Source organism: Micromonospora sp. NPDC047793 (assembly GCF_040642635.1).
Taxonomy (GTDB): domain Bacteria; phylum Actinomycetota; class Actinomycetes; order Mycobacteriales; family Micromonosporaceae; genus Micromonospora.
Window position 1 is genome coordinate 543,547 of sequence record NZ_JBEYSG010000002.1, and the last position, 19,564, is coordinate 563,110.

At 71.1% G+C, this 19,564-nt stretch carries 18 protein-coding genes and 1 tRNA gene; 15 read left to right on the plus strand and 4 right to left on the minus strand.

Going from position 1 to position 19,564, the window contains the following annotated elements:
* Positions 1–39: 39 nt before the first annotated feature.
* Both ABZ738_RS06885 and ABZ738_RS06890 read right to left on the minus strand, forming a co-directional pair.
* Complete coding sequence (locus ABZ738_RS06885; protein ID WP_131057149.1) at positions 40–891, minus strand: alpha/beta hydrolase; 852 nt, start codon at positions 889–891, stop codon at positions 40–42.
* A gap of 79 nt (positions 892–970) precedes the next feature.
* The gene (locus ABZ738_RS06890; RefSeq protein ID WP_201272513.1) at positions 971–2,221 is read right to left on the minus strand and encodes a hypothetical protein; all 1,251 of its coding nucleotides are present in this window, start codon (positions 2,219–2,221) and stop codon (positions 971–973) included.
* Between the two features lie 89 nt (positions 2,222–2,310).
* Between ABZ738_RS06890 and ABZ738_RS06895 the strand changes: the two genes are divergently transcribed.
* From ABZ738_RS06895 to ABZ738_RS06920, 6 genes are all read left to right on the plus strand, one after another.
* Positions 2,311–3,201: a TatD family hydrolase gene (locus ABZ738_RS06895; protein WP_131057150.1), complete on the plus strand. Its 891-nt coding sequence runs from the start codon at positions 2,311–2,313 to the stop codon at positions 3,199–3,201.
* Between the two features lie 2 nt (positions 3,202–3,203).
* Positions 3,204–4,076, plus strand: a complete 873-nt coding sequence (gene rsmA / locus ABZ738_RS06900; RefSeq protein ID WP_357211787.1) for a 16S rRNA (adenine(1518)-N(6)/adenine(1519)-N(6))-dimethyltransferase RsmA — start codon at positions 3,204–3,206, stop codon at positions 4,074–4,076.
* 96 nt (positions 4,077–4,172) lie between these two features.
* Entirely contained in the window at positions 4,173–5,120 is a 948-nt protein-coding gene (locus tag ABZ738_RS06905) for a 4-(cytidine 5'-diphospho)-2-C-methyl-D-erythritol kinase (RefSeq protein ID WP_131057085.1), read from the plus strand.
* An 883-nt stretch (positions 5,121–6,003) separates the two neighbouring features.
* Positions 6,004–7,806, plus strand: coding sequence for an ABC-F family ATP-binding cassette domain-containing protein (locus ABZ738_RS06910; protein ID WP_357211629.1), 1,803 nt, complete (start codon positions 6,004–6,006; stop codon positions 7,804–7,806).
* Positions 7,807–7,920: 114 nt separating this feature from the next.
* Positions 7,921–8,376: a DUF4383 domain-containing protein gene (locus ABZ738_RS06915; RefSeq protein ID WP_131051679.1), complete on the plus strand. Its 456-nt coding sequence runs from the start codon at positions 7,921–7,923 to the stop codon at positions 8,374–8,376.
* A 225-nt stretch (positions 8,377–8,601) separates the two neighbouring features.
* Positions 8,602–9,081 carry a DUF4383 domain-containing protein gene (locus ABZ738_RS06920; protein WP_131051678.1) on the plus strand — a complete coding sequence of 160 codons (480 nt, stop codon included), beginning with the start codon at positions 8,602–8,604 and terminating at the stop codon, positions 9,079–9,081.
* A gap of 39 nt (positions 9,082–9,120) precedes the next feature.
* Here ABZ738_RS06920 and ABZ738_RS06925 read toward each other — a convergent pair whose 3' ends face one another.
* Together ABZ738_RS06925 and ABZ738_RS06930 are read right to left on the minus strand one after the other, a co-directional pair.
* Entirely contained in the window at positions 9,121–9,762 is a 642-nt protein-coding gene (locus ABZ738_RS06925; RefSeq protein ID WP_236145586.1) for a TetR/AcrR family transcriptional regulator, read from the minus strand.
* A 159-nt stretch (positions 9,763–9,921) separates the two neighbouring features.
* On the minus strand, positions 9,922–10,887 hold the full coding sequence (locus ABZ738_RS06930) for an acyl-CoA desaturase (RefSeq protein WP_357211632.1): 966 nt from the start codon (positions 10,885–10,887) through the stop codon (positions 9,922–9,924).
* 132 nt (positions 10,888–11,019) lie between these two features.
* Here ABZ738_RS06930 and ABZ738_RS06935 point away from each other — a divergent pair, with 132 nt between their 5' ends.
* From ABZ738_RS06935 to ABZ738_RS06975, 9 genes are all read left to right on the plus strand, one after another.
* A complete protein-coding gene (locus ABZ738_RS06935; RefSeq protein ID WP_236145583.1) occupies positions 11,020–11,748 on the plus strand; it encodes a helix-turn-helix domain-containing protein in 729 nt (242 codons plus the stop codon).
* Between the two features lie 44 nt (positions 11,749–11,792).
* Positions 11,793–11,863 (plus strand) — tRNA-Gln (locus ABZ738_RS06940).
* A 73-nt stretch (positions 11,864–11,936) separates the two neighbouring features.
* Positions 11,937–13,463, plus strand: a complete 1,527-nt coding sequence (glmU, locus tag ABZ738_RS06945; RefSeq protein WP_131051674.1) for a bifunctional UDP-N-acetylglucosamine diphosphorylase/glucosamine-1-phosphate N-acetyltransferase GlmU — start codon at positions 11,937–11,939, stop codon at positions 13,461–13,463.
* Between the two features lie 60 nt (positions 13,464–13,523).
* A complete protein-coding gene (locus tag ABZ738_RS06950) occupies positions 13,524–14,504 on the plus strand; it encodes a ribose-phosphate diphosphokinase (protein WP_131051673.1) in 981 nt (326 codons plus the stop codon).
* A 306-nt stretch (positions 14,505–14,810) separates the two neighbouring features.
* Positions 14,811–15,488: a 50S ribosomal protein L25/general stress protein Ctc gene (locus ABZ738_RS06955; protein WP_357211635.1), complete on the plus strand. Its 678-nt coding sequence runs from the start codon at positions 14,811–14,813 to the stop codon at positions 15,486–15,488.
* 109 nt (positions 15,489–15,597) lie between these two features.
* Positions 15,598–16,188: an aminoacyl-tRNA hydrolase gene (gene pth, locus ABZ738_RS06960; RefSeq protein ID WP_131051671.1), complete on the plus strand. Its 591-nt coding sequence runs from the start codon at positions 15,598–15,600 to the stop codon at positions 16,186–16,188.
* 29 nt (positions 16,189–16,217) lie between these two features.
* Positions 16,218–17,039: an inositol monophosphatase family protein gene (locus ABZ738_RS06965; protein ID WP_131051670.1), complete on the plus strand. Its 822-nt coding sequence runs from the start codon at positions 16,218–16,220 to the stop codon at positions 17,037–17,039.
* 74 nt (positions 17,040–17,113) lie between these two features.
* Positions 17,114–18,025 (plus strand): sulfate adenylyltransferase subunit CysD, encoded by a 912-nt coding sequence (gene cysD, locus ABZ738_RS06970; RefSeq protein WP_131051669.1) that lies wholly within the window; start codon positions 17,114–17,116, stop codon positions 18,023–18,025.
* On the plus strand, positions 18,025–19,344 hold the full coding sequence (locus ABZ738_RS06975; protein WP_131051668.1) for a GTP-binding protein: 1,320 nt from the start codon (positions 18,025–18,027) through the stop codon (positions 19,342–19,344). The genes cysD and ABZ738_RS06975 overlap by 1 nt, the downstream gene beginning before the upstream one ends.
* The last annotated feature ends 220 nt before the right edge of the window (positions 19,345–19,564 follow it).

Genomic DNA, 19,564 nt, shown 5'->3' on the forward strand with positions numbered 1-19,564 from the left:
GTCGCCCGGCGCGGGCCTACGCCCGCACCGGTGACCGGGTCAGGCCCGGACCATCGACGGCGACCCGATGAACTCCATGATCGCGTCGTTGACCTGGTCGGCGTTGGTCCACGGAATGCCGTGCGGGGCACCCTTGAGGGTCACCAGCCGGCTGTCCGAGAGCAACGGCTGCAACCGCTGACCGGTCTTCGGGTACGGCAGGACCATGTCCTTGTCGCCCTGCACGAGCAGCATCGGCACGTCGATCCGCGACACGTCGGCCCGGAAGTCCGTGCCCCAGGCGTCCACGCAGTCGTGCGTGGCCTTGGCCGAGGCCCGCGCGCCGATCTCCCAGTGCGCCCGGTACGCATCCTCGCTGACCAGCTTGCCCCGGTTCTCGTCGTAGTTGAAGAACGTGTTGCAGAAATCGGTGAGGTACGCGAACCGGTCCTCGGTGATGGCCTTCTTGAACCCCTCGAAGAGGCTCGCCTCGACCCCCTCCGGGTTGTCCGGAGCCTGCCGCAGGTACGGCGCCAGCGGCGCCAGCAGCACCGCCCGGTCCACCCGGTCCGAGCCGTACGCACCCAGGTAACGGGTCACCTCGCCGGTGCCCATCGAGTGCCCGACCAGGATCGTGTTGCGCAGGTCCAGCTCGGTCATCAGCACGTCGAGGTCGGCGGCCAGGGTGTCGTAGTCGTACCCGAAGGCCGGCTGCGCCGAGTTGCCGAAGCCCCGTCGGTCGTACGTGATCACCCGGTACCCGGCCGAGAGCAGGGGATCGATCTGCTTCTCCCAGGTCGCCCCGTTGAACGGGAACCCGTGGATCAGCACGATCGGCTGACCCGAGCCGTGGTCCTCGTAGTACAGGTCGATGGGCGCGGAGTTCTCCGTCCCGACAGTGATGAAGGGCATGTCCACTCCTACGATTCAGACAACGCGGTCGCTCACGCATTCCCGCGTGACCTGCCGATATGCCCGAACCGCCCCAGCGTCAGAGGACGTACGGGTGGTCCACCACCCGGTCGTCGGTCACCTCGACACCCGGCGCCCAGGTCTCGTAGACACCCCGTTCGTGACACTGCGCCCCGGTCGCCAGCACCGCGTCCGGATTCGGGCGTCGCAGCCGCAACCGCAGCCACCCCGACTCCTCCCGCAACACCAGACACGGCACCCCGCGCCAGGTGGCGACCCGCACCCGACGGCTCACCCCGTCGACCGGGTAGCGGGCGGCCCGCGTCAGCGCCAGCACCCGGAACCCGCCGGGCAGATCCGCCACCGCCTCGTACTCCCCGCCGCCGTACGCGCCGACCAGCCGCGTCGACCGGGGAGCCTCGCCGGTCGGCACGTACTCCTGGTCCGGGGACAACCCCGGCACGGCGGCCAGCAGGTGCCGCCACTGCGGCCCGGCCATCCGTAACCAGCCGCGTTGCTCCGCCTGGTACGCGTAGAGCACCACCTCCGGCCCCTGCGCCGGGTACGCCAGCAGGGTGGCGTTGGCCGGCATCGGCAGGTCGGCGAAGTCGCGGGTGACGAACTCCGGGATCAGGTGATGGCTGCTCGGCGTGAACCCGGTGCCCAGCACCGCCGGCCCCACCCGGTCGCGCGACCCCAACGCCGCCAGCCCCCGGTAAGCCGCGCCGGCCGGCACGTCGTAGTCGGTCGGGTCGGCGGCCCGCCACCGCACCGCGTACGTCACGTCCACGCCGTCCTGGCTGCCCCCGGCGTCGGCCCGCAGCACCGACGTCGCCGCCGGCGTCCGCAGATGCGCCACGTCGTGTTCCCGGAAGCAGAAGCCGTGCGGCAACCAGCCCCGCACGAACCCGGCGAGCTGCCGGGCCGAGAGGACCTTCACCATCCGGGTGCCCCGACGCACCACCGCCGAGGCGCGTACCGCCGTGACCAGCGGATCGTCCGCCGCGTCGGGCTGCTGGCTGAGCCGGTGCACCTGCGACCAGCCGTGCTCGCGGTGCAGCGGTACCAGCAGCGGCGCCTCCGGCTCCTCGCTCGGCGCAGCCGCACCGTGCACCGCCGTCACCTCGCTGGCGTGCACGAACCGCCGCCACGGCAGCGCCGAACCCGGCCGGGGCGCCCACTCGAAACCGGTCACCTCGTCGGCGCTGAACACCTCGTACGCCGCACCTCGGGCGATCTCGTCGGCCGCGTACACCGCGCCGCCGTACGTCACCCGCAGTCCGGTCCGCTGCCGCGCCGTGTCGTCGTCCGTTCGCGGCCCGATACTCACCGGAGCGACGGTAGGGGTCTCCGGCGTAGCCGAGGTGAACCACGGGTGGCGGGCGGGTGGACTCGGGCGGTGTGTGATGCTGTCGACTGATGAGCGAGCCCACCGAGTCCCGCCGCCAGCGCGCGTCCCGCCGCGCCGGCGAGTTCCCACCCGCGCCGGAGCCGCTGCCCCGGCCGGTGCTGGACAGCCACACCCACCTGGACATCACGGTGAACGAGGTCGGCGTCCCGCAGGGCAGCAGCGCCGCCGACCCGGTCGCCGCCGCGATCGAGGTCGCCGCCGCCGTCGGCGTGGACCGGCTGGTGCAGGTCGGCGTCGACGTCGAGTCCTCCCGCTGGGGCGCCGAGGTGGCCGGCACGTACCCGGCGGTGGTCGCGACCGTGGCGCTGCACCCCAACGAGGCGCCCCGGTGCCACGACCTCGACGCCTCGCTGCGCGAGATCGAGACGCTGGCCGCCGAGGACCGGGTACGCGGCATCGGCGAGACGGGCATGGACTTCTACCGCACCGGCGACGAGGGCCGGGCCGCGCAGGAGGAGAGCTTCCGGGCCCACATCGCCATCGCCAAGCGGTACGCCAAGACGCTGGTCATCCACGACCGTGACGCGCACGCCGACGTGCTGCGCATCCTCGACGACGAGGGCGCACCGGAGACCGTGGTGCTGCACTGCTTCTCCGGCGACGCCGAGTTCGCGGCCGAGTGCGTCCGCCGGGGCTACCTGCTCAGCTTCGCCGGCACCGTCACCTTCGGCAGCGCCGGGGCACTACGGGAGGCCGCCGCGCTCACCCCGCTCGACCAGATCCTGGTGGAGACCGACGCGCCGTACCTGACCCCGATGCCGCACCGGGGCCGCCCCAACGCGTCGTACCTGATCCCGGTGACCGTCCGGGCGCTGGCCACCCACACCGGCGCCGACCTGGACGACCTCTGCGCCGCCATCTCCGCCACCGGCGAACGCGCCTTCGGGCCGTGGTCCTGACCGTGGCCGCAGACCTGCTCGGCCCGGCGGAGATCCGGGAACTCGCGACCCGGCTCGGCGTCGCCCCCACCAAGAAGTTCGGTCAGAACTTCGTCCACGACCCGAACACCGTCCGCCGGATCGTCACCACCGCCGGGCTGGCCCCGGACGACGTGGCCCTGGAGGTCGGTCCCGGCCTCGGCTCGCTCACCCTCGGCCTGCTCCGCGCCGCCGCCCACGTGCACGCCGTCGAGATCGACTCGACGCTGGCCGGCGCGCTGCCGGACACCGCCGCCCGGCACGCCGGCCCGGAGGCCACCCGGCTCACCGTGCACCACGCCGATGCGCTCCGGATCGGCGCCGCCGACCTGGCCGACCCGGCACCCACCGCGCTGGTCGCGAACCTGCCCTACAACGTCGCCGTTCCGGTGGTGCTGCACCTGCTCGCCGAACTGCCCAGCCTCCGGCACGGCCTGGTGATGGTGCAGAAGGAGGTCGCCGACCGGCTCGTCGCCGGTCCCGGCTCCAAGGTGTACGGCGTGCCCTCGGTCAAGCTCGCCTGGTACTCCCGTTCCCGGGCCGCCGGCAAGGTGCCCCCGAACGTGTTCTGGCCGGTGCCCAACGTCGACTCCGGCCTGGTCGCCTTCACCCGCCGCGAACCACCCCGCGCCGACGTACCCCGGGCTGCGGTCTTCGCCGTGGTGGACGCCGCCTTCGCCCAGCGCCGCAAGACCCTGCGCGCCGCCCTCGCCGGCTGGGCCGGCGGTGCCGACCGGGCCGCCGCGGCGCTCACCGCCGCCGGAGTCGACCCCGGTGCACGTGGCGAGTCACTCACCGTCGAGCAGTTCGCCGCCATTGCCGCGTCGGCCCCGAACCACCCGTCGGCCGCGCAGTAGGCTGACGCGGACGCCGGTACCGGTCGCCGACACCGCCGAGGAGCTGATCGTGGAGAAGCCGTTCGACACCCGGATGCGTCCACGGGACACCGTCCGGTGACCGAGGCATGGCGACCGGAGGGTGAGGAACGGCGTGGTGCCGGCGGACCGGTCCGCGTACGGGTGCCCGCCAAGATCAACCTGCACCTGGGCGTCGGCCCGCTGCGACGCGACGGCTACCACGAGTTGAACACCATCTACCACGCGATCTCGATCTATGACGAGCTGACCGCGAGGCGGGGCGACACGCTCACCCTCACCATGGAGGGGGAGGGCACCGGAGAACTCGCCCTCGACGACTCCAACCTGGTCATCCGGGCCGCCCACGCCCTCGCCGGCTACAGCGGTGTGATGCCGCACGCCCGGCTGCACCTGCGCAAGCAGATCCCGCTCGCCGGTGGTCTCGCCGGTGGCAGTGCCGACGCCGCCGCCGCACTGGTCGCCTGCGACGCCCTCTGGGGCACCGGCCTGTCCCGCGACGAACTGGCCGGCATCGCCGCGGACCTCGGCTCGGACGTCCCCTTCCTGATCCACGGCGGCACCGCGCTCGGCACCGGCCGGGGCGAAGCGGTCAGCCCCGTGCTGGCCCGGCCGACCTCCTGGCACTGGGTCGTCGCCATCGCCGACAGTGGCCTCTCCACCCCACAGGCGTACCGGGAACTCGACCGGCTCCGCGACGCCGGCACCGCCGGTGAGCCGCTCGGCAGCACCGACAGACTGCTCGGCGCGCTGCGCCAACGCGACCCCCGGGTGCTCGCCCCCACCCTCGGTAACGACCTGCAGGACGCCGCACTGGCCATGCGTCCCGCCCTCGCCGACACCCTCAAGGCCGGCGAGGCGGCCGGCGCGCTCGCCGGCATCGTCTCCGGTTCCGGTCCGACGTGCGTCTTCCTCACCGCCGGCGCCGCCGACGCCGAACGTATCGCCGCCGAACTGGAGGCCGCCGGCGTGTGCCGCGAGGCCCGCGTCGCCCACGGCCCGGTCCACGGCGCCCGCGTCACCTGACACCACCGCACCGGGCTGGCCCCTGACCCCGAGCCGCGTCAGGCGCGGGGCCGTGTTCACGGTGCGGTCCTGTCGCGCTGACGGCGGGAACGGTTCGCGTCAGGCGTGAGGTCGTGGTCGTGCGCGGTCCCTGTCGAGCTGACGGCGAGGACGGATCGCGCGGGTTGTCAGTCGGCGGGGGTCGTGGCCGGGGCGCGGCCACAGCGGGCTGATGGCGGGGACGGATCGCGCGTGGTGTCAGGCGGCCGGCTGTGGCGCCCAGCAGGGGCGCCGAGCGAGGCGGCCTGGTGTACGTTCCCTGTCGAGCTGATGGCGGGGACAGTTCACGCGTGGTGTCAGGCGGCGGGGCCGTGGCTGGAGCACCGCCCTCCGAGCTGATGGCGGGAACGGATCATGCTCGGGAGACGGCTGCTCTGCGCTTGTCACGCTGCGTGCAGTTCCTTGCTGGCATGTTCGCGCTGAACCGGGCGTACGGTCTCGGGTTCGGGTGGTTCGGGTGGTTCGGGTGGCGCCGAGGTGGCGAGAGCATCGGCGGATCAGCTCGAAAGGCAGCCCAGCAGAGGTCCTGCCGGACCGTCGAACGGGGAAACACGGCGGGAACACGGCGAGGGAGCACGGCGGGCGGACGGGCCGCGCGTTGCCGTGGGAGAGCCAGCTCCAGCAGGTGTCGGCTCCGCCCCGGGGGACGTCACCCTGGTCATGGGCGCGTGGGGAGCAAGGTGAGCGTCGGTGGGTCGGTGCTACCGGGGCAGGGTGGGCCGGAGGGGTGGCGGGCCCGGTCGGGCGGGCGCCGAGGGGTGGCGGTGTTCCGCGTACCCTGGAAGGCCAGGCGTCCCCAGGTGCCCGCCGGCACCGGGACGCCTTGATCATGGAAGGTGGGTTCGTGGCCAACATCGTCAACCTGGACCGGGTGTCCAAGGGCTACGGCGCCGCCGGGCCGCTGCTCACCGACGTCTCGCTCGGTCTGGACGACGCCGACCGGATCGGTGTGGTCGGGCTCAACGGCGCCGGTAAGTCGACGCTGCTACGGCTGCTCACCCGGACCGAGGAACCCGACGACGGACGGGTCACCCACCGCCGTGACCTGCGCGTCTCCTGGCTGCCGCAGAACCTCACCCTCAGTCCCGAGGCCACTGTCCGGGACGTCGTCCTGGGCACCGAGTGGCTCGCCGAGAGCATGGGCGCCGAACACGAGTGGGCCGGCGACGCGGGCGTCCGCGCCATCCTCGACGGGCTCGGCATGCCGCACCTGGGCCTCGACGCCCAGGTCGGGCCGATGTCCGGCGGTGAGCGCCGCCGCGTGGCGCTGGCCGCGCTGCTGGTCCGCGACGCCGACCTGCTGATCCTCGACGAGCCCACCAACCACCTCGACGTCGGCGGCGTCGACTGGCTGGCCCACCACCTGCTCGGCCGCAAGGGCGCCCTGGTCGTGGTCACCCACGACCGCTGGTTCCTCGACGCGGTCTGCACCCAGACCTGGGAGGTCGCCGACCAGGCGGTCCGGGCCTACGAGGGCGGTTACGCCGCCTGGATCCTCGCCCGGGCCGAACGCGAACGCATCGCCGCCGCCACCGAGGCCCGGCGGCAGAACCTGCTCCGCAAGGAGATCGCCTGGCTGCGCCGGGGCCCGCCGGCCCGGACCTCCAAGCCGAAGTTCCGCATCGACGCCGCCAACGCCCTCATCGCCGACGTGCCGCCGGCGCGCGACACCATGTCGCTGCAACGGCTGGCCACCGCCCGGCTCGGCAAGCAGGTGTACGACCTGGAGGGCGTCCGCCTGCACGCCGGTCCCAAGACCATCCTGGAGGACGCCACCTGGCAGGTCGGCCCCGGCGACCGCGTCGCGATCCTCGGTGCCAACGGTGCGGGCAAGACCACCCTGCTGCGGATGCTCGCCGGCATCACCCGCCCCGACGGCGGGCGACTGGTCACCGGCTCCACGGTACGACCGGCCTTCCTCTCCCAGGAGTTGGCCGAACTCCCCAGCGAACTCCGGGTCCTGGAAGCCGTCGAGGAGGTCGCCCGACGGGTACGCCTCGGCGACCGGGAGATCTCCGCCGCGCAACTCGCCGAGGTGTTCGGCTTCGACGACCGGCGTCTCTGGACCCCGGTCGGTGACCTCTCCGGCGGGGAGCGGCGGCGCCTCCAGATGCTGCGCCTGCTCGCCGGGGAACCGAACGTGCTGCTGTTCGACGAACCCACCAACGACCTCGACACCGACACCCTGGCCGCGCTGGAGGACCTGCTCGACTCCTGGCCCGGCACCATCGTGGTGGCCAGCCACGACCGCTACCTCATCGAGCGGGTCGCCGACACCGCGTACGGCATGTTCGGCGACGGCCGACTGGTGCACCTGCCCGGCGGCGTCGAGGAGTACCTGGCGCGTACCGCCGGCCGGCCGGGCCCGGGGCGCAGCGTCACGCCCCCGGCTGCCGCGCCCACCGACGGCGGCGGGGGAATGAGCGCCGCGGAGGCCCGGCAGGCGCGCAAGGAGCTGACCCGCCTCGAACGGCAGGTCGGCAAGCTGGAGCAGAAGGAGGCGGCACTGCTCGACCAGCTCGCCGCCAACGCCACCGACTACTCGAAGGTGGCCGAGCTGGACGCCCAACTGGGTCAGGTCCGCGCGGAGCGGGAGCAGGTCGAGGAGGCCTGGCTCGCCCTGGCCGACGAGATCCCCGCCGGCTGACCGCCGGCCCGTCCGCCCGACCTGCGACCTCCGGGGACCCCGTGTGCGGCGTCACACGGCCGGGTACGGGAGAATCGCCGTCGACCCTCACCCAACGGCGTTGGAGACACAGACATGGCGCACACTCCCGTCAACCACCCCGCGCGGCCGATCTACCGGGCGATCGGCGGGCTGACCGGTCTGTACCTGGTGGTCTTCGGTGTGCTCGGACTCGTCAGCAGCACCGGTGAGCCCGCCTTCGGCCTGAGCGACACCCGGGTCCTGGGGCAGGGCACCAACCTCGGATTTTCGATCTTCTGCCTGGTGGTCGGCGGTCTGATCCTGTTCGGCACCGTGATCGGTCGCAACCTGGACGTGCTGATCAATCAGTGGACCGCCTACGTGATCATGGTGGTCAGCCTCGGCGGGCTCGCCTTCATCCGCACCGAGGCCAACATCTTCAACATGAGCGTGGCCAGTGTCGTCGTGCTGATGGTTCTCGGCCTGGCGCTGCTGATGGCCGGCATGTACGGCAAGGTCGGTAGCGAGGACGAGCACGAGGCGTGGCAGAAGGCTCGGCTGGTGCTCTGATCTTTTCGGTTGCGGTGGTGGTTTTCGCCGGGGTTGCGGTGGTGGGTTTTCGCCGGAGCCCGACCCGCTCCGGGCGGTCAGGCTTGATCCCTGCGCGGGTCGGGCTCCGGCGAAAACCTGTCGTGCCGGGGCCCGTTCGAGACTGATTCTCCGCAGGTTCTGCCCTTGGTCGGCTTCTCAGTGGGGGACAATTGTCCTGATTGTTCCCCTGTTGGTGGAGGACCGATGCCGCACTTTCCGATCAACCACCCGGCGCGGCCGATCTACCGGGTGCTCTCCGGCCTGATCGGGCTCTACATCCTGGTCTTCGGCGTCTGGGGCACCGCACTCACCTGGGGCGAGCCGCTGTTCGCCCGAGGCAGCAACTGGGCTCTCGGGCTCCGCACCAACCTGGCCTTCTCGCTGGTCTCCATCGTCTTCGGGATCGTGCTCATCGTCGGCGCGTCCCGGCGTGGCAACCTCGGCCACTACATGAACCTGACCGCGGGGATCGTCTTCCTGGTCACCAGCATCCTGATGATGTCGGTGCTCCAGACCGAGGCCAACTTCCTGAACTTCTCGATGTCGACCGTGGTCGTCTCGATGCTCTTCGGCCTGATCCTGCTCGGCACCGGCCTGTACGACAAGGTCGGCCCGCCCGAGCACGCCGAGGACGAACGCAATCGCCGCTACCACCCGGTCGCCGAGGTCCACCGCCGCCACTGACCCGCGTCGCCCCCGGGACGTCGCCCCCGTCGGGAGCCCTCAGCGGACGCGCGTCGTGGTCAGTCCCGGCTTCGCCTCCAGGTGCGACAACCCGTTCCAGGACAGGTTCACCAGGTGCGCCGCCACCGTCTCCTTGCGCGGCTTGCGCACCTCCAGCCACCACCGGCCGGTCAACGCCACCATTCCGACCAGCGCCTGCGCGTACAGTTCGGCCAGCTTCGCGTCGTACCCCCGGCTGGAGAACTCCGCGCCCAGGATGTGCTCCACCTGATGCGCGACGTCGTTCATCACACTGCTGAAGTTGCCCGTCGCGGAGAGCACCGGCGACTCCCGCACCAGTACCCGGAAACCGCTGGTCTCCTCCTCGATGTACCCGAGCAGGGCCAACGCCGCCTGCTCCAGCAACTCCCGAGGATGACCGGCGGTCAACGCGGTGGTGATCCGGTCCAGAAGTGCGCGGACCTCCCGGTCCACCACCACCGCGTAGAGCCCCTCCTTACCGCCGAAGTGCTCGTAGACCACCGGCTTGGAGACCTTGGCGCGGGACGCCACCTCCTCGATGGAGGTGGCGTCGAAACCGCGCTCGGCGAAGATCTGCCGACCGATCGAGATCAACTGCTCACGGCGCTGCGCCGCCGACATGCGTACCCGGGACGGCGCCTTCGTCGACGTGGCGGGCACCGCGCGCCGACGACGCTTGCCGCTCTCGTCGCTCGTCACCTCGGCCACCTCGTCACCTCGCCGGCGCTCCGTGACGCCCTGTCGTGGGATCCTGCTCGCGCTCTGCCCGGTCACCCGAACATACTGCCAGGTAACTTGTCGGTCGGTCGCCCGTCGCCGTCAGGCCGGCCCGGGTTCCGCCGGTTTCACGAGCTTCGACGCGAGCCGCTCCGGCTTCGGCCAGCGGACGTCCCAGGCGGCTCCCGCCTTCTCGAACAGCCAGATCACCCGGGCCGAGATGTCGATCTGGCCGCGCAGCACCCCGTGCCGGGCACTCGTCGGATCGGCGTGGTGCAGGTTGTGCCAGCTCTCCCCGAACGACACCAACGCCAGCGGCCAGAAGTTGGCCGCCCGGTCACCCTGCCGCATCATGAACGGTCGCTCACCGTAGACGTGGCACACCGAGTTGATCGACCAGGTGACGTGGTGCAGCAGGGAGATGCGGACCAGGCCCGCCCAGAACAGCGCGGTCAGCGCCCCCTGCCAGCTCCACGTCAGTAGCCCGCCCATCAGCGCCGGACCCAGCACCGAGGCGGCCGCCAACAGGGGAAAGAGCGCGCTCGTCCGGCGGATGTCCCGGTCGGCCAACAGGTCCGGAGCGAAGCGCTCCCGGTTGGACAGCTCACGGCCGAACAGCCAGCCGACGTGCGCGTGGAACAGGCCCTTGGTCAGTCCACGCAGCGTCGTCCCGAACCGCCACGGCGAGTGCGGGTCCCCCTCCAGGTCGGAGAAGGCGTGGTGACGCCGGTGGTCGGCGACCCACTGGATGATGTCGCCCTGCACGGCGAGCGAACCGGAGACGGCCAGCGCGATCCGCAGCCACCGCTTCGCCTTGAACGACCCGTGGGTGAAGTAGCGGTGGTAGCCGACCGTGATGCCCAGGCCGGCAAGCACGTACCAGAATGCCGCGACACCCACGTCTACCCAGCTCAGCCAGCCGCCCCAGGCGACCGGTACGGCGGCGACCAGTGCGGCGAACGGAATCACCACGAACGCCCAGAGCGCGATCAGGATGCCGCGCGACTGGGTGCCCTCGGTGAGGGGCTTCGGCCCGGTCGGGTGGGAGTCGAGAACAGCGCTGGACATGGCACCTCGCAGGGAACGATGAGACAGCAAACTACGCCTACGTCACCGTAACTTAAGCCGCCGGAAGATCACATCTGGCAGCGATGCTTACCGATGCCCGGAGTGTCACACCCCCGCCCTAGCCTGCACCCCATGACCGATTCTCGCGTCCGGCGCTCCCGTGCCAAGGACGAGTTACGTGCCGAGGCGGTGGTGCTGCGGTCGGCCGGTCACTCGGTTCCGGAGATCGCGCGGCGGTTGCAGGTCAGTCGCTCGACGGCCTATTTGTGGGTGCGGCACCTTCCCCTGAAGCGCGACCCAGATGACGAGCGGGAGCGTCGGCGTGCCCACTCCAAGGCCATGACCGACGCCCAATGGGGCGAGCACCGACAGGCACGCGACGCGGCGCGTGCCGCCACCGTCGAGGCGAGCGCCGGGTGGGTGAAGAGCCTGCGATACCGCGAGTTGGTGCTGGTCGGCGCGGCGCTGTACTGGGCCGAGGGCACCAAGGCCAAACCCTGGCGACCGCACGACTGCCGAGTGCGTTTCGTCAACAGTGACCCGGCGCTGATCGGACTGTTCGTACGCTTCTTGGAGGCGCTGGGCGAGCGGCGGGAAGCGTTGCGATTCCGCGTCGCGATCCACGAGACCGCCGACGCCGCGGAAGCGGTCGGCTGGTGGGCCGAGCAGGTGGGCGTGTCGCCCGACGTCTTCCAGCCCACGACCCTCAAACGGCACCGGCCCACCACGGTTCGGCTCAACATCGGACCGACCTATCGGGGCTGCCTGAGTGTCGAAGTGCCGCGGTCCCGTCGGTTGTATTGGAAGATCGAGGGGATCATGAAGGGTATGAGCGATGGCGTCGGCGACGCGGGACGCTAAAGTGTAGGGGTACGGCAAGCCGCTAGTTTGTCCGTTTTAGACCGTCCCGGGTCGTCTAATGGCAGGACGTCAGGTTTTGGTCCTGATTGTAGGGGTTCGAGTCCTCTCCCGGGAGCTTCACCTGATCTGTGGCTGAAGCCTGGTTAGCATGGCCGCGAGACTGTCCGCGTCCCGACGGGAGCCACCTCGTGTCCGAGCCCTACCCCCGTACCGTCGTCGTCCTTGCCGCCGGGGAGGGCAAGCGGATGAAGTCCGCGTTGCCCAAGGTGTTGCACCCGCTGCTCGGCCGGACGCTGCTCGGGCACGTGCTGAACGCGGCGCAGCCGTTGTCGGCGGAGCGGACGATGGTGGTGGTCGGGCACGGCGCGGACCAGGTCCGGGCGCATCTGGCCGAGGCCGCGCCGGACGCCGTACCGGTGTTGCAGGCCGAGCAGCTCGGCACCGGGCACGCGGTCAGGATCGCGCTGGAGGCCGCACCGGAGGCGTCCGGCACGGTGGTGGTGCTCAACGGCGACGTGCCGCTGCTGCGGCCGGAGACGGTGGCCGGGCTGGTCGCGGCGCACGAGAGCGAGCGGGCGGCGGCGACGGTGCTGGCTGCCGAGGTGCCGGATCCCACCGGCCTGGGCCGGATCGTGCGCGACGCCGACGGCCGGTTGGAGCAGATCGTCGAGCAGCGCGACGCCACTGCGGCACAGCTCGCCGTCCGGGAGATCAACGCCGGCATCTACGCCTTCGACGCGGGCCGGCTGCGGGACGTGCTCGGCAAGCTCTCCACCGACAACGACCAGGGTGAGGAGTACCTCACCGACGTCTTCCGGCTGCTCGTGTCGGCCGGTGAGCCGGTCGGCGTGCACCTGGCCGGCGACCACGCCGAGACGCTCGGCTGCAACGACCGGGTGGAGTTGGCGGCGCTGCGGCGGCTGCTGCGGGACCGGGTCAACGAGCGCTGGATGCGTACCGGGGTGAGTCTGCTGGACCCGGAGACGACGTGGATCGACGTGACGGTGGCCCTGGACCGGGACGCGGTCGTGGACCAGAACACCCAGTTGCGCGGCGGTTCGGTGGTCGGCGCGGGCGCGGTGGTCGGCCCGGACGTGACGCTGATCGACACGGTGGTCGGGCCGGGCGCGACGGTGCTGCGCAGCCACGCGGTCGGTGCCGAGGTGGGCGCGGGCGCGAGCGTGGGGCCGTACGCGTACCTGCGACCGGCGGCGCGGCTGGCCGAGAAGTCGAAGGTGGGCACGTTCGTCGAGGTGAAGAACTCCGAGGTGGGGCCGGGCGCCAAGGTGCCGCACCTGTCGTACGTGGGTGACGCGACGATCGGGGCGCGGGCCAACATCGGCGCGGCGACGATCTTCGTGAACTACGACGGGGTGAACAAGCACCGCACGGTGGTGGGCGAGGCCGCCTTCGTCGGCTGCGACACCAGCCTGATCGCCCCGGTCGAGGTGGGCGCCGGCGCGTACGTGGCGGCGGGCAGTGCGATCAGCAAGGACGTGCCGCCGGGTGCGTTGGGTGTGACGCGGGCGCCACAACGCAACGTCGAGGACTGGGTGACCCGCAGGCGGTCGGGTACGACGTCGGCGGCGGCTGCCGAGCGGGCCTTGCAGGGTGCTCCGGGTGTGACCTCGGCCGCAAGTGAAGGTGAGGCAATCCACGGCGCCGCCGAGTCGGTGGGCGGTGCGCCGGGGGCGGGAGATACTGCAACCGAATAGTCCCCGGTCGACCACCACCGTGGCCGGGTACCACCGACCAATACGGGAGCAGACGGGCCCATGGGCAGCATCGTCGCCGAAAACCGCAAGAGCCTGATGCTCTTTTCCGGACGTGGGTTTCCGGAGCTGGCCAGGGAGATCGGTGAGGTGCTCGGCGTCGCGCCGACGCCGGCCGACGCGTACGAGTTCGCCAACGGCGAGATCTTCGTACGGTTCAAGGACTCGGTGCGGGGGTCGGACGCCTTCGTGGTGCAGTCCGTCACGCACGGGGTGAACACGTGGGTCATGGAGACCCTGATCATGGTCGACGCGTTGAAGCGCGGGTCGGCGAAGCGGATCACGGTCGTGTTGCCGTTCTATCCGTACGCGCGGCAGGACAAGAAGCACCGGGGGCGGGAGCCGATCTCGGCCCGGCTGATCGCCGACCTGTTGAAGACGGCGGGGGCGAACCGGATCCTCACCGTGGACCTGCACACGGCGCAGATCCAGGGCTTCTTCGACGGGCCGGTGGACCACCTGTTCGCGATGGACATCCTGGCCGAGTACGTGGAGCGCAAGTACGCGGGCCGGCCGATGACCGTGGTCGCGCCGGACTCGGGTCGGGTGCGGGTGGCCGAGCGGTGGACCGACCGGTTGGGCGGCTGCCCGCTGGCCTTCATCCACAAGACGCGGGACCCGATGAAGCCGAACCAGGTGGTGGCGAACCGGGTGGTCGGTGAGGTCGAGGGTCGGGTCTGCCTGATCGTCGACGACATGATCGACACGGGCGGCACGATCTGCAAGGCGGCGGACATCCTCAAGGAGTCCGGCGCGGCGGACGTGATCGTGGCGTCCACCCACGCGCTGCTCTCCGACCCGGCGACCGAGCGGCTGAAGAACAGCCCGATCAGCGAGGTCGTGGTGACCAACACGCTGCCGTTGCCGCCGGAGAAGCAGCTCGACAAGCTCACCGTGCTCTCCATCGCGCCGCTGTTGGCCCGGGCGATCCGTGAGGTGTTCGACGACGGCTCGGTGACCACCCTGTTCGGCGGGTTGAGCTGACGTCGGTCCGGGCGGGTCGGTCGATCGGACCGGCCCGTCCGGGGGCGTCGATGATCGGCTGGTCGGCGGCGGTGAGCTGCCCGGTCGGCTCCGGCGGGGACTGCCGGAACTTCGGGAATCCGCTCGGGTAGACTGGTGCGGTTGCCACGGCGAGGGTGCCCTGCGGGCCGCTGAGAAGCGCCGCACGGAGGCACCGTGATCGACGCGGTGCTCCGGGCAGTCGTTGTGACGCATGAGCCCTTGCGAGCCCCCCGCCCAGCACCGCCAGACGACAAGCTGCCGTAGCGAAGCATCAGGAGTTTCCCCGTGTCCGAGGTAAAGATCAGCGCCGAGCCCCGCACCGAGTTCGGCAAGGGTGGTGCCCGCCGTACCCGCCGGGCCGGCAAGGTGCCCGCCGTGCTGTACGGCCATGGCGAGAAGCCCAAGCACATCGCGCTCCCGGCCCGCGAGTTCGCGGCGGCCATCCGTAACGGTGGCGCCAACCAGCTCCTGGCGCTCGACATCAGCGACGGCACGCAGGCTCTGGCGCTGCCGAAGGCGATCCAGCGGGACCCGATCAAGGACACCTTCGAGCACGTCGACCTGCTGCTGGTGCGTCGGGGCGAGAAGGTCACCGTGGACGTGCCGGTGCAGCTGACCGGTGAGGCGGCGCGGGACACGCTGATCGTGCACGACCACGACACCCTCTCGGTGACCGCCGACGCCACCAAGGTGCCGGATCACCTGGAGGCGTCGATCGAGGGTGCGCAGGCCGGCTCCCAGGTCACCGCCGCCGACGTGCAGCTTCCGTCGGGCGTCGAGCTGGCCGCCGACCCGGAGATGGCGGTCGCCACCGTCACCGCGGCACCGACCGCGGAGCAGTTGGAGGCGACGCTGCCCGAGGCCGAGGCGGCGGACGCCGAGGCCGAGGCTGAGGCCGGCGAGGAGACCGCCGAGACCGCCGAGGCCGGCGAGGAGACCGCCGAGGCCAAGACCGAGGCCTGATCGGTCCGCAGGCTGTGCGACAGGCGTCCCCGTGCTCCGGGGGCGCCTGTCGACGTATCGGGGGCGGCCGCCGGGTGGCGGTCCGCCGGGACGAGGAAAGGGGCGGGCGGTGACGGACGAGACCGGGCCCTGGCTGGTGGTCGGTCTGGGCAACCCGGGTCGGGAGTACGCGGGCAACCGGCACAACGTCGGTTTCCTGGTCGCGGACCTGTTGGCGGGTCGGCTGGGCAGCAGGTTCGGTCGGCACAAGCGGGCGGTGGCGGAGGTCGCCGAGGGGCGCCTCGGTCTGGGTGGCCCGAAGTTGGTGCTGGTCAAGCCGTTGACGTACATGAACCTTTCGGGTGGGCCGGTGGCCGGTCTGGCGCAGTTCCACAAGGTGCCGCCGGGGCAGGTGATCGCGGTGCACGACGAGCTGGACATCGCGTACGGCCAGGTGCGGGTGAAGTGCGGTGGCGGCGAGGGCGGGCACAACGGTCTGCGCTCGATGTCGAAGTCGCTGGGCACGAAGGACTACGTACGGGTGCGGTTCGGGATCGGGCGTCCGCCGGGGCGGCAGGATCCGGCGGACTACGTGCTGTCGGATTTCGGCGCGGTGGAGCGCAAGGAGTTGGAGTTCCTGGTGGATAGGGCGGCGGACGTGGTGGAATCCGTGGTCATCCGAGGCGTCGAACCGACGCAGAACCTCTACCACGGTGCCTGAGGTACGGCTGTGACGACGGGAGCGCGAGTATGAGCAGTCCACCCACGGCCGACGGGGCGTTCGCGCGGTGGTTGGCGGCCCGTGCCGGTCAGGCGTTGCTGCGCCTGCGGGCGGAGACGGGGTTCGCCGACGCCGGTGCGTTGAAGGCGGCGGGGGACAAGGTCTCGCACGACCTGATCCGGACCGAGCTGGCGAAGTGGCGTCCGGACGACGCGGTGCTCTCCGAGGAGGACGAGGGTTCCCGGCTGGCGTGGACGGCCGAGGTGAACGAGGCGTCGATCTCCCGGCTGGTCGCCGAGCGGGTGTGGATCATCGACCCGCTGGACGGTACCCGTGAGTTCAGCGAGGAGGGGCGCGCGGACTGGGCGGTGCACGTGGCGCTCTGGGCGCGGGACGCGTCGACATCCCACGGTCTGGTGGCGGGTGCTGTCGGATTGCCGGCACAGCAGCAGGTGTTGGCCACGGACGTCCCTCCGGCGTACCCGGCGGAGGCGGCCGGGGGCGAGGGCCGGCGGCTGCGTCTGGCGGCCAGCCGAAGTCGGCCGCCGGTGTTCCTGACCGACCTCGCCGAGGAGGTCGGGGCGGAGTTGGTGCCGATGGGATCGGCCGGTGCGAAGATCGCCGCAGTGGTGACCGGCGAGGTGGACGCCTACATTCACGCCGGGGGTCAGTACGAGTGGGACTCGGCGGCGCCGGTGGCTGTGGCGACGGCCACCGGACTGCACGCTTCCCGGATCGACGGTTCTGCGCTGAAATACAACGAGGCCGACCCGCGTCTGCCTGACCTGCTGGTGTGCCGTGCGGATCTCGCCAGCCGGTTACTTGCAGCGTTGCACCGGCATAGCGGGTAGCCTGGCGCTACTTTCTGACATCCCCGACCGGAAAGGTCTGGAAATCGGATGACCGAGCGAATCGAGCCGGTGTCATGACCGCCACCGCTGCCTACCAGGTGACGCATCTCGACGCGTTGGAGGCGGAGAGCATCTTCGTGATGCGCGAGGTGGTCGCCGAGATGGAGCGGCCGGTCCTGCTGTTCTCCGGTGGCAAGGACTCGATCGTGATGCTGCGCCTGGCGCAGAAGGCGTTCGCTCCGGCCCAGATCCCCTTTCCGGTGATGCACGTCGACACCGGCCACAACTTCCCCGAGGTGCTGGACTACCGGGACCGGCGGGTCGCCGAGCTGAACCTGCAGCTCGTCGTGGCCAGCGTGCCGGAGGCACTGGCCAGCGGGTTGGTCCGGGAGTCGGCGGACGGGATGCGCAACCGCATCCAGACGCCGGTGCTGCTCGAGGCGGTGGAGAAGCACCGGTTCGACGCGCTCTTCGGCGGGGCCCGGCGGGACGAGGAGAAGGCCCGCGCCAAGGAGCGGGTGTTCAGCTTCCGTGACGAGTTCGGCCAGTGGGACCCGAAGAACCAGCGTCCGGAGCTGTGGTCGCTCTACAACGGCCGGCACCACCCGGGTGAGTCGATCCGGGTGTTCCCGCTCTCCAACTGGACCGAGTTGGACGTGTGGCACTACATCGCCCGGGAGCGGATCGAGCTGCCGTCGATCTACTACGCGCACGAGCGCGAGGTGGTCGAGCGCGACGGGATGCTCTACGCGGTCAACGAGTTCCTGCCCGCGCGGGCGGGGGAGGAGCGGTTCAAGGCCCAGGTGCGCTACCGCACCGTCGGCGACGCCTCCTGCACGGCGGCGGTGAGCTCGGACGCGGACACGGTCGACAAGGTCATCGAGGAGGTCGCGGCGACCCGGATCACCGAGCGCGGGGCGACCCGTGGTGACGACCGGGTCAGCGAGGCCGCGATGGAGGACCGCAAGCGGGAGGGCTACTTCTGATGACGACCGAGACGCTCGCGCCGGGCGACGCCGAGGGCCGGGCCGTCGGGTCGGAGGCCCGACCGATGGACCTGCTGCGCTTCGCCACCGCCGGCAGTGTCGACGACGGCAAGTCGACCCTGATCGGCCGGCTGCTGTACGACACGAAGTCGCTGTTCACCGACCAGTTGGCCGCGGTGGAGGCGGTCAGCGCGGCCCGGGGCGACGAGTACACGAACCTGGCGCTGCTCACCGACGGCCTGCGCGCCGAGCGGGAGCAGGGCATCACCATCGACGTGGCGTACCGGTACTTCGCCACGCCCCGTCGCAAGTTCATCATCGCCGACACCCCCGGGCACATCCAGTACACCCGGAACATGGTCACCGGGGCGTCCACGGCCGATCTGGCGCTGATCCTGGTCGACGCCCGTAAGGGCCTGGTCGAGCAGTCCCGCCGGCACGCCTTCCTCTGCTCGCTGCTGCGGGTGCCGCACCTGGTGCTCTGCGTCAACAAGATGGACCTGGTGGACTACTCGCAGGACGTCTTCGACCGGATCGCCGACGAGTTCACCGCGTTCGCGGCGAAGCTGGACGTGCCGGACCTGACCGTGGTGCCGATCTCCGCGCTCAAGGGCGACAACATCGTCACCCGTTCGGAGAGCATGCCCTGGTACGAAGGCCCGGCGCTGCTGCACCACCTGGAGCGGGTGCACATCGCCAGCGACCGGAACCTGGTCGACGTCCGGTTCCCGGTGCAGTACGTGATCCGGCCGCAGTCGAGGGTGGTCACCGACTATCGCGGCTACGCCGGTCAGGTCGCCTCGGGGGTGCTCAAGCCGGGTGACGAGGTGATGGTGCTGCCGTCCGGCTTCACCAGCCGGATCGCGTCGGTGGAGACGGCCGACGGGCCGGTCGGGGAGGCGTTCCCGCCGATGTCGGTGACGGTACGGCTGACCGACGAGATCGACATCTCGCGGGGCGACATGATCTGCCGCCCGAACAACGCCCCGGCGGTGGCGCAGGACATCGAGGCGATGGTCTGCTGGATGGACGAGAGCCGGCCGTTGCAGGTCGGCGGCAAGTACGCCATCAAGCACACCACCCGGTCGGCCCGGGCGATCGTGCGTGGCCTGCACTACCGCCTCGACATCAACTCGCTGCACCGCGACGAGACGGCGACCGAGTTGCGGCTCAACGAGATCGGCCGGGTGCGGTTGCGGACCACCGTCCCGTTGCTGGCCGACGAGTACCGCCGCAACCGTACGACCGGTGGTTTCGTCATCATCGACGAGACCACCAACCGCACCGTCGGCGCCGCCATGATCGTCGAGACCGCCTGAGCACACGGGGCGGCCGGGCAGATACCCGTTCCCCACGGCGCCCCCCTGCCCGCTCTCGCCACCCTGGTTACCCTCGTCGCCTCACCCGATGACCCCGGGCGCGGCGACGAGTTGCCAGATCCTGCTCGATCCTGGATCGAGTGGTCTCGGTGCCGCCACGAGGCCACTCCATCCGGGATCGAGCGTGATCATGGGCGGTATGTGCGGCGAGAGTGGGACG

Excerpts from the sequence above, each read along its gene's own strand:
- ABZ738_RS06930 (WP_357211632.1), bottom strand. The coding sequence starts at position 10,887 with ATGTCCAGCGCTGTTCTCGACTCCCACCCGACCGGGCCGAAGCCCCTC.
- ABZ738_RS06915 (WP_131051679.1), top strand. The coding sequence starts at position 7,921 with ATGGCGCACACTCCCGTCAACCACCCCGCGCGGCCGATCTACCGGGCG.
- cysD (WP_131051669.1), top strand. The coding sequence starts at position 17,114 with ATGACCGCCACCGCTGCCTACCAGGTGACGCATCTCGACGCGTTGGAG.
- ABZ738_RS06965 (WP_131051670.1), top strand. The coding sequence starts at position 16,218 with ATGAGCAGTCCACCCACGGCCGACGGGGCGTTCGCGCGGTGGTTGGCG.
- ABZ738_RS06885 (WP_131057149.1), bottom strand. The coding sequence starts at position 891 with ATGCCCTTCATCACTGTCGGGACGGAGAACTCCGCGCCCATCGACCTG.
- ABZ738_RS06975 (WP_131051668.1), top strand. The coding sequence starts at position 18,025 with ATGACGACCGAGACGCTCGCGCCGGGCGACGCCGAGGGCCGGGCCGTC.
- ABZ738_RS06895 (WP_131057150.1), top strand. The coding sequence starts at position 2,311 with ATGAGCGAGCCCACCGAGTCCCGCCGCCAGCGCGCGTCCCGCCGCGCC.
- ABZ738_RS06935 (WP_236145583.1), top strand. The coding sequence starts at position 11,020 with ATGACCGATTCTCGCGTCCGGCGCTCCCGTGCCAAGGACGAGTTACGT.
- ABZ738_RS06950 (WP_131051673.1), top strand. The coding sequence starts at position 13,524 with ATGGGCAGCATCGTCGCCGAAAACCGCAAGAGCCTGATGCTCTTTTCC.
- ABZ738_RS06920 (WP_131051678.1), top strand. The coding sequence starts at position 8,602 with ATGCCGCACTTTCCGATCAACCACCCGGCGCGGCCGATCTACCGGGTG.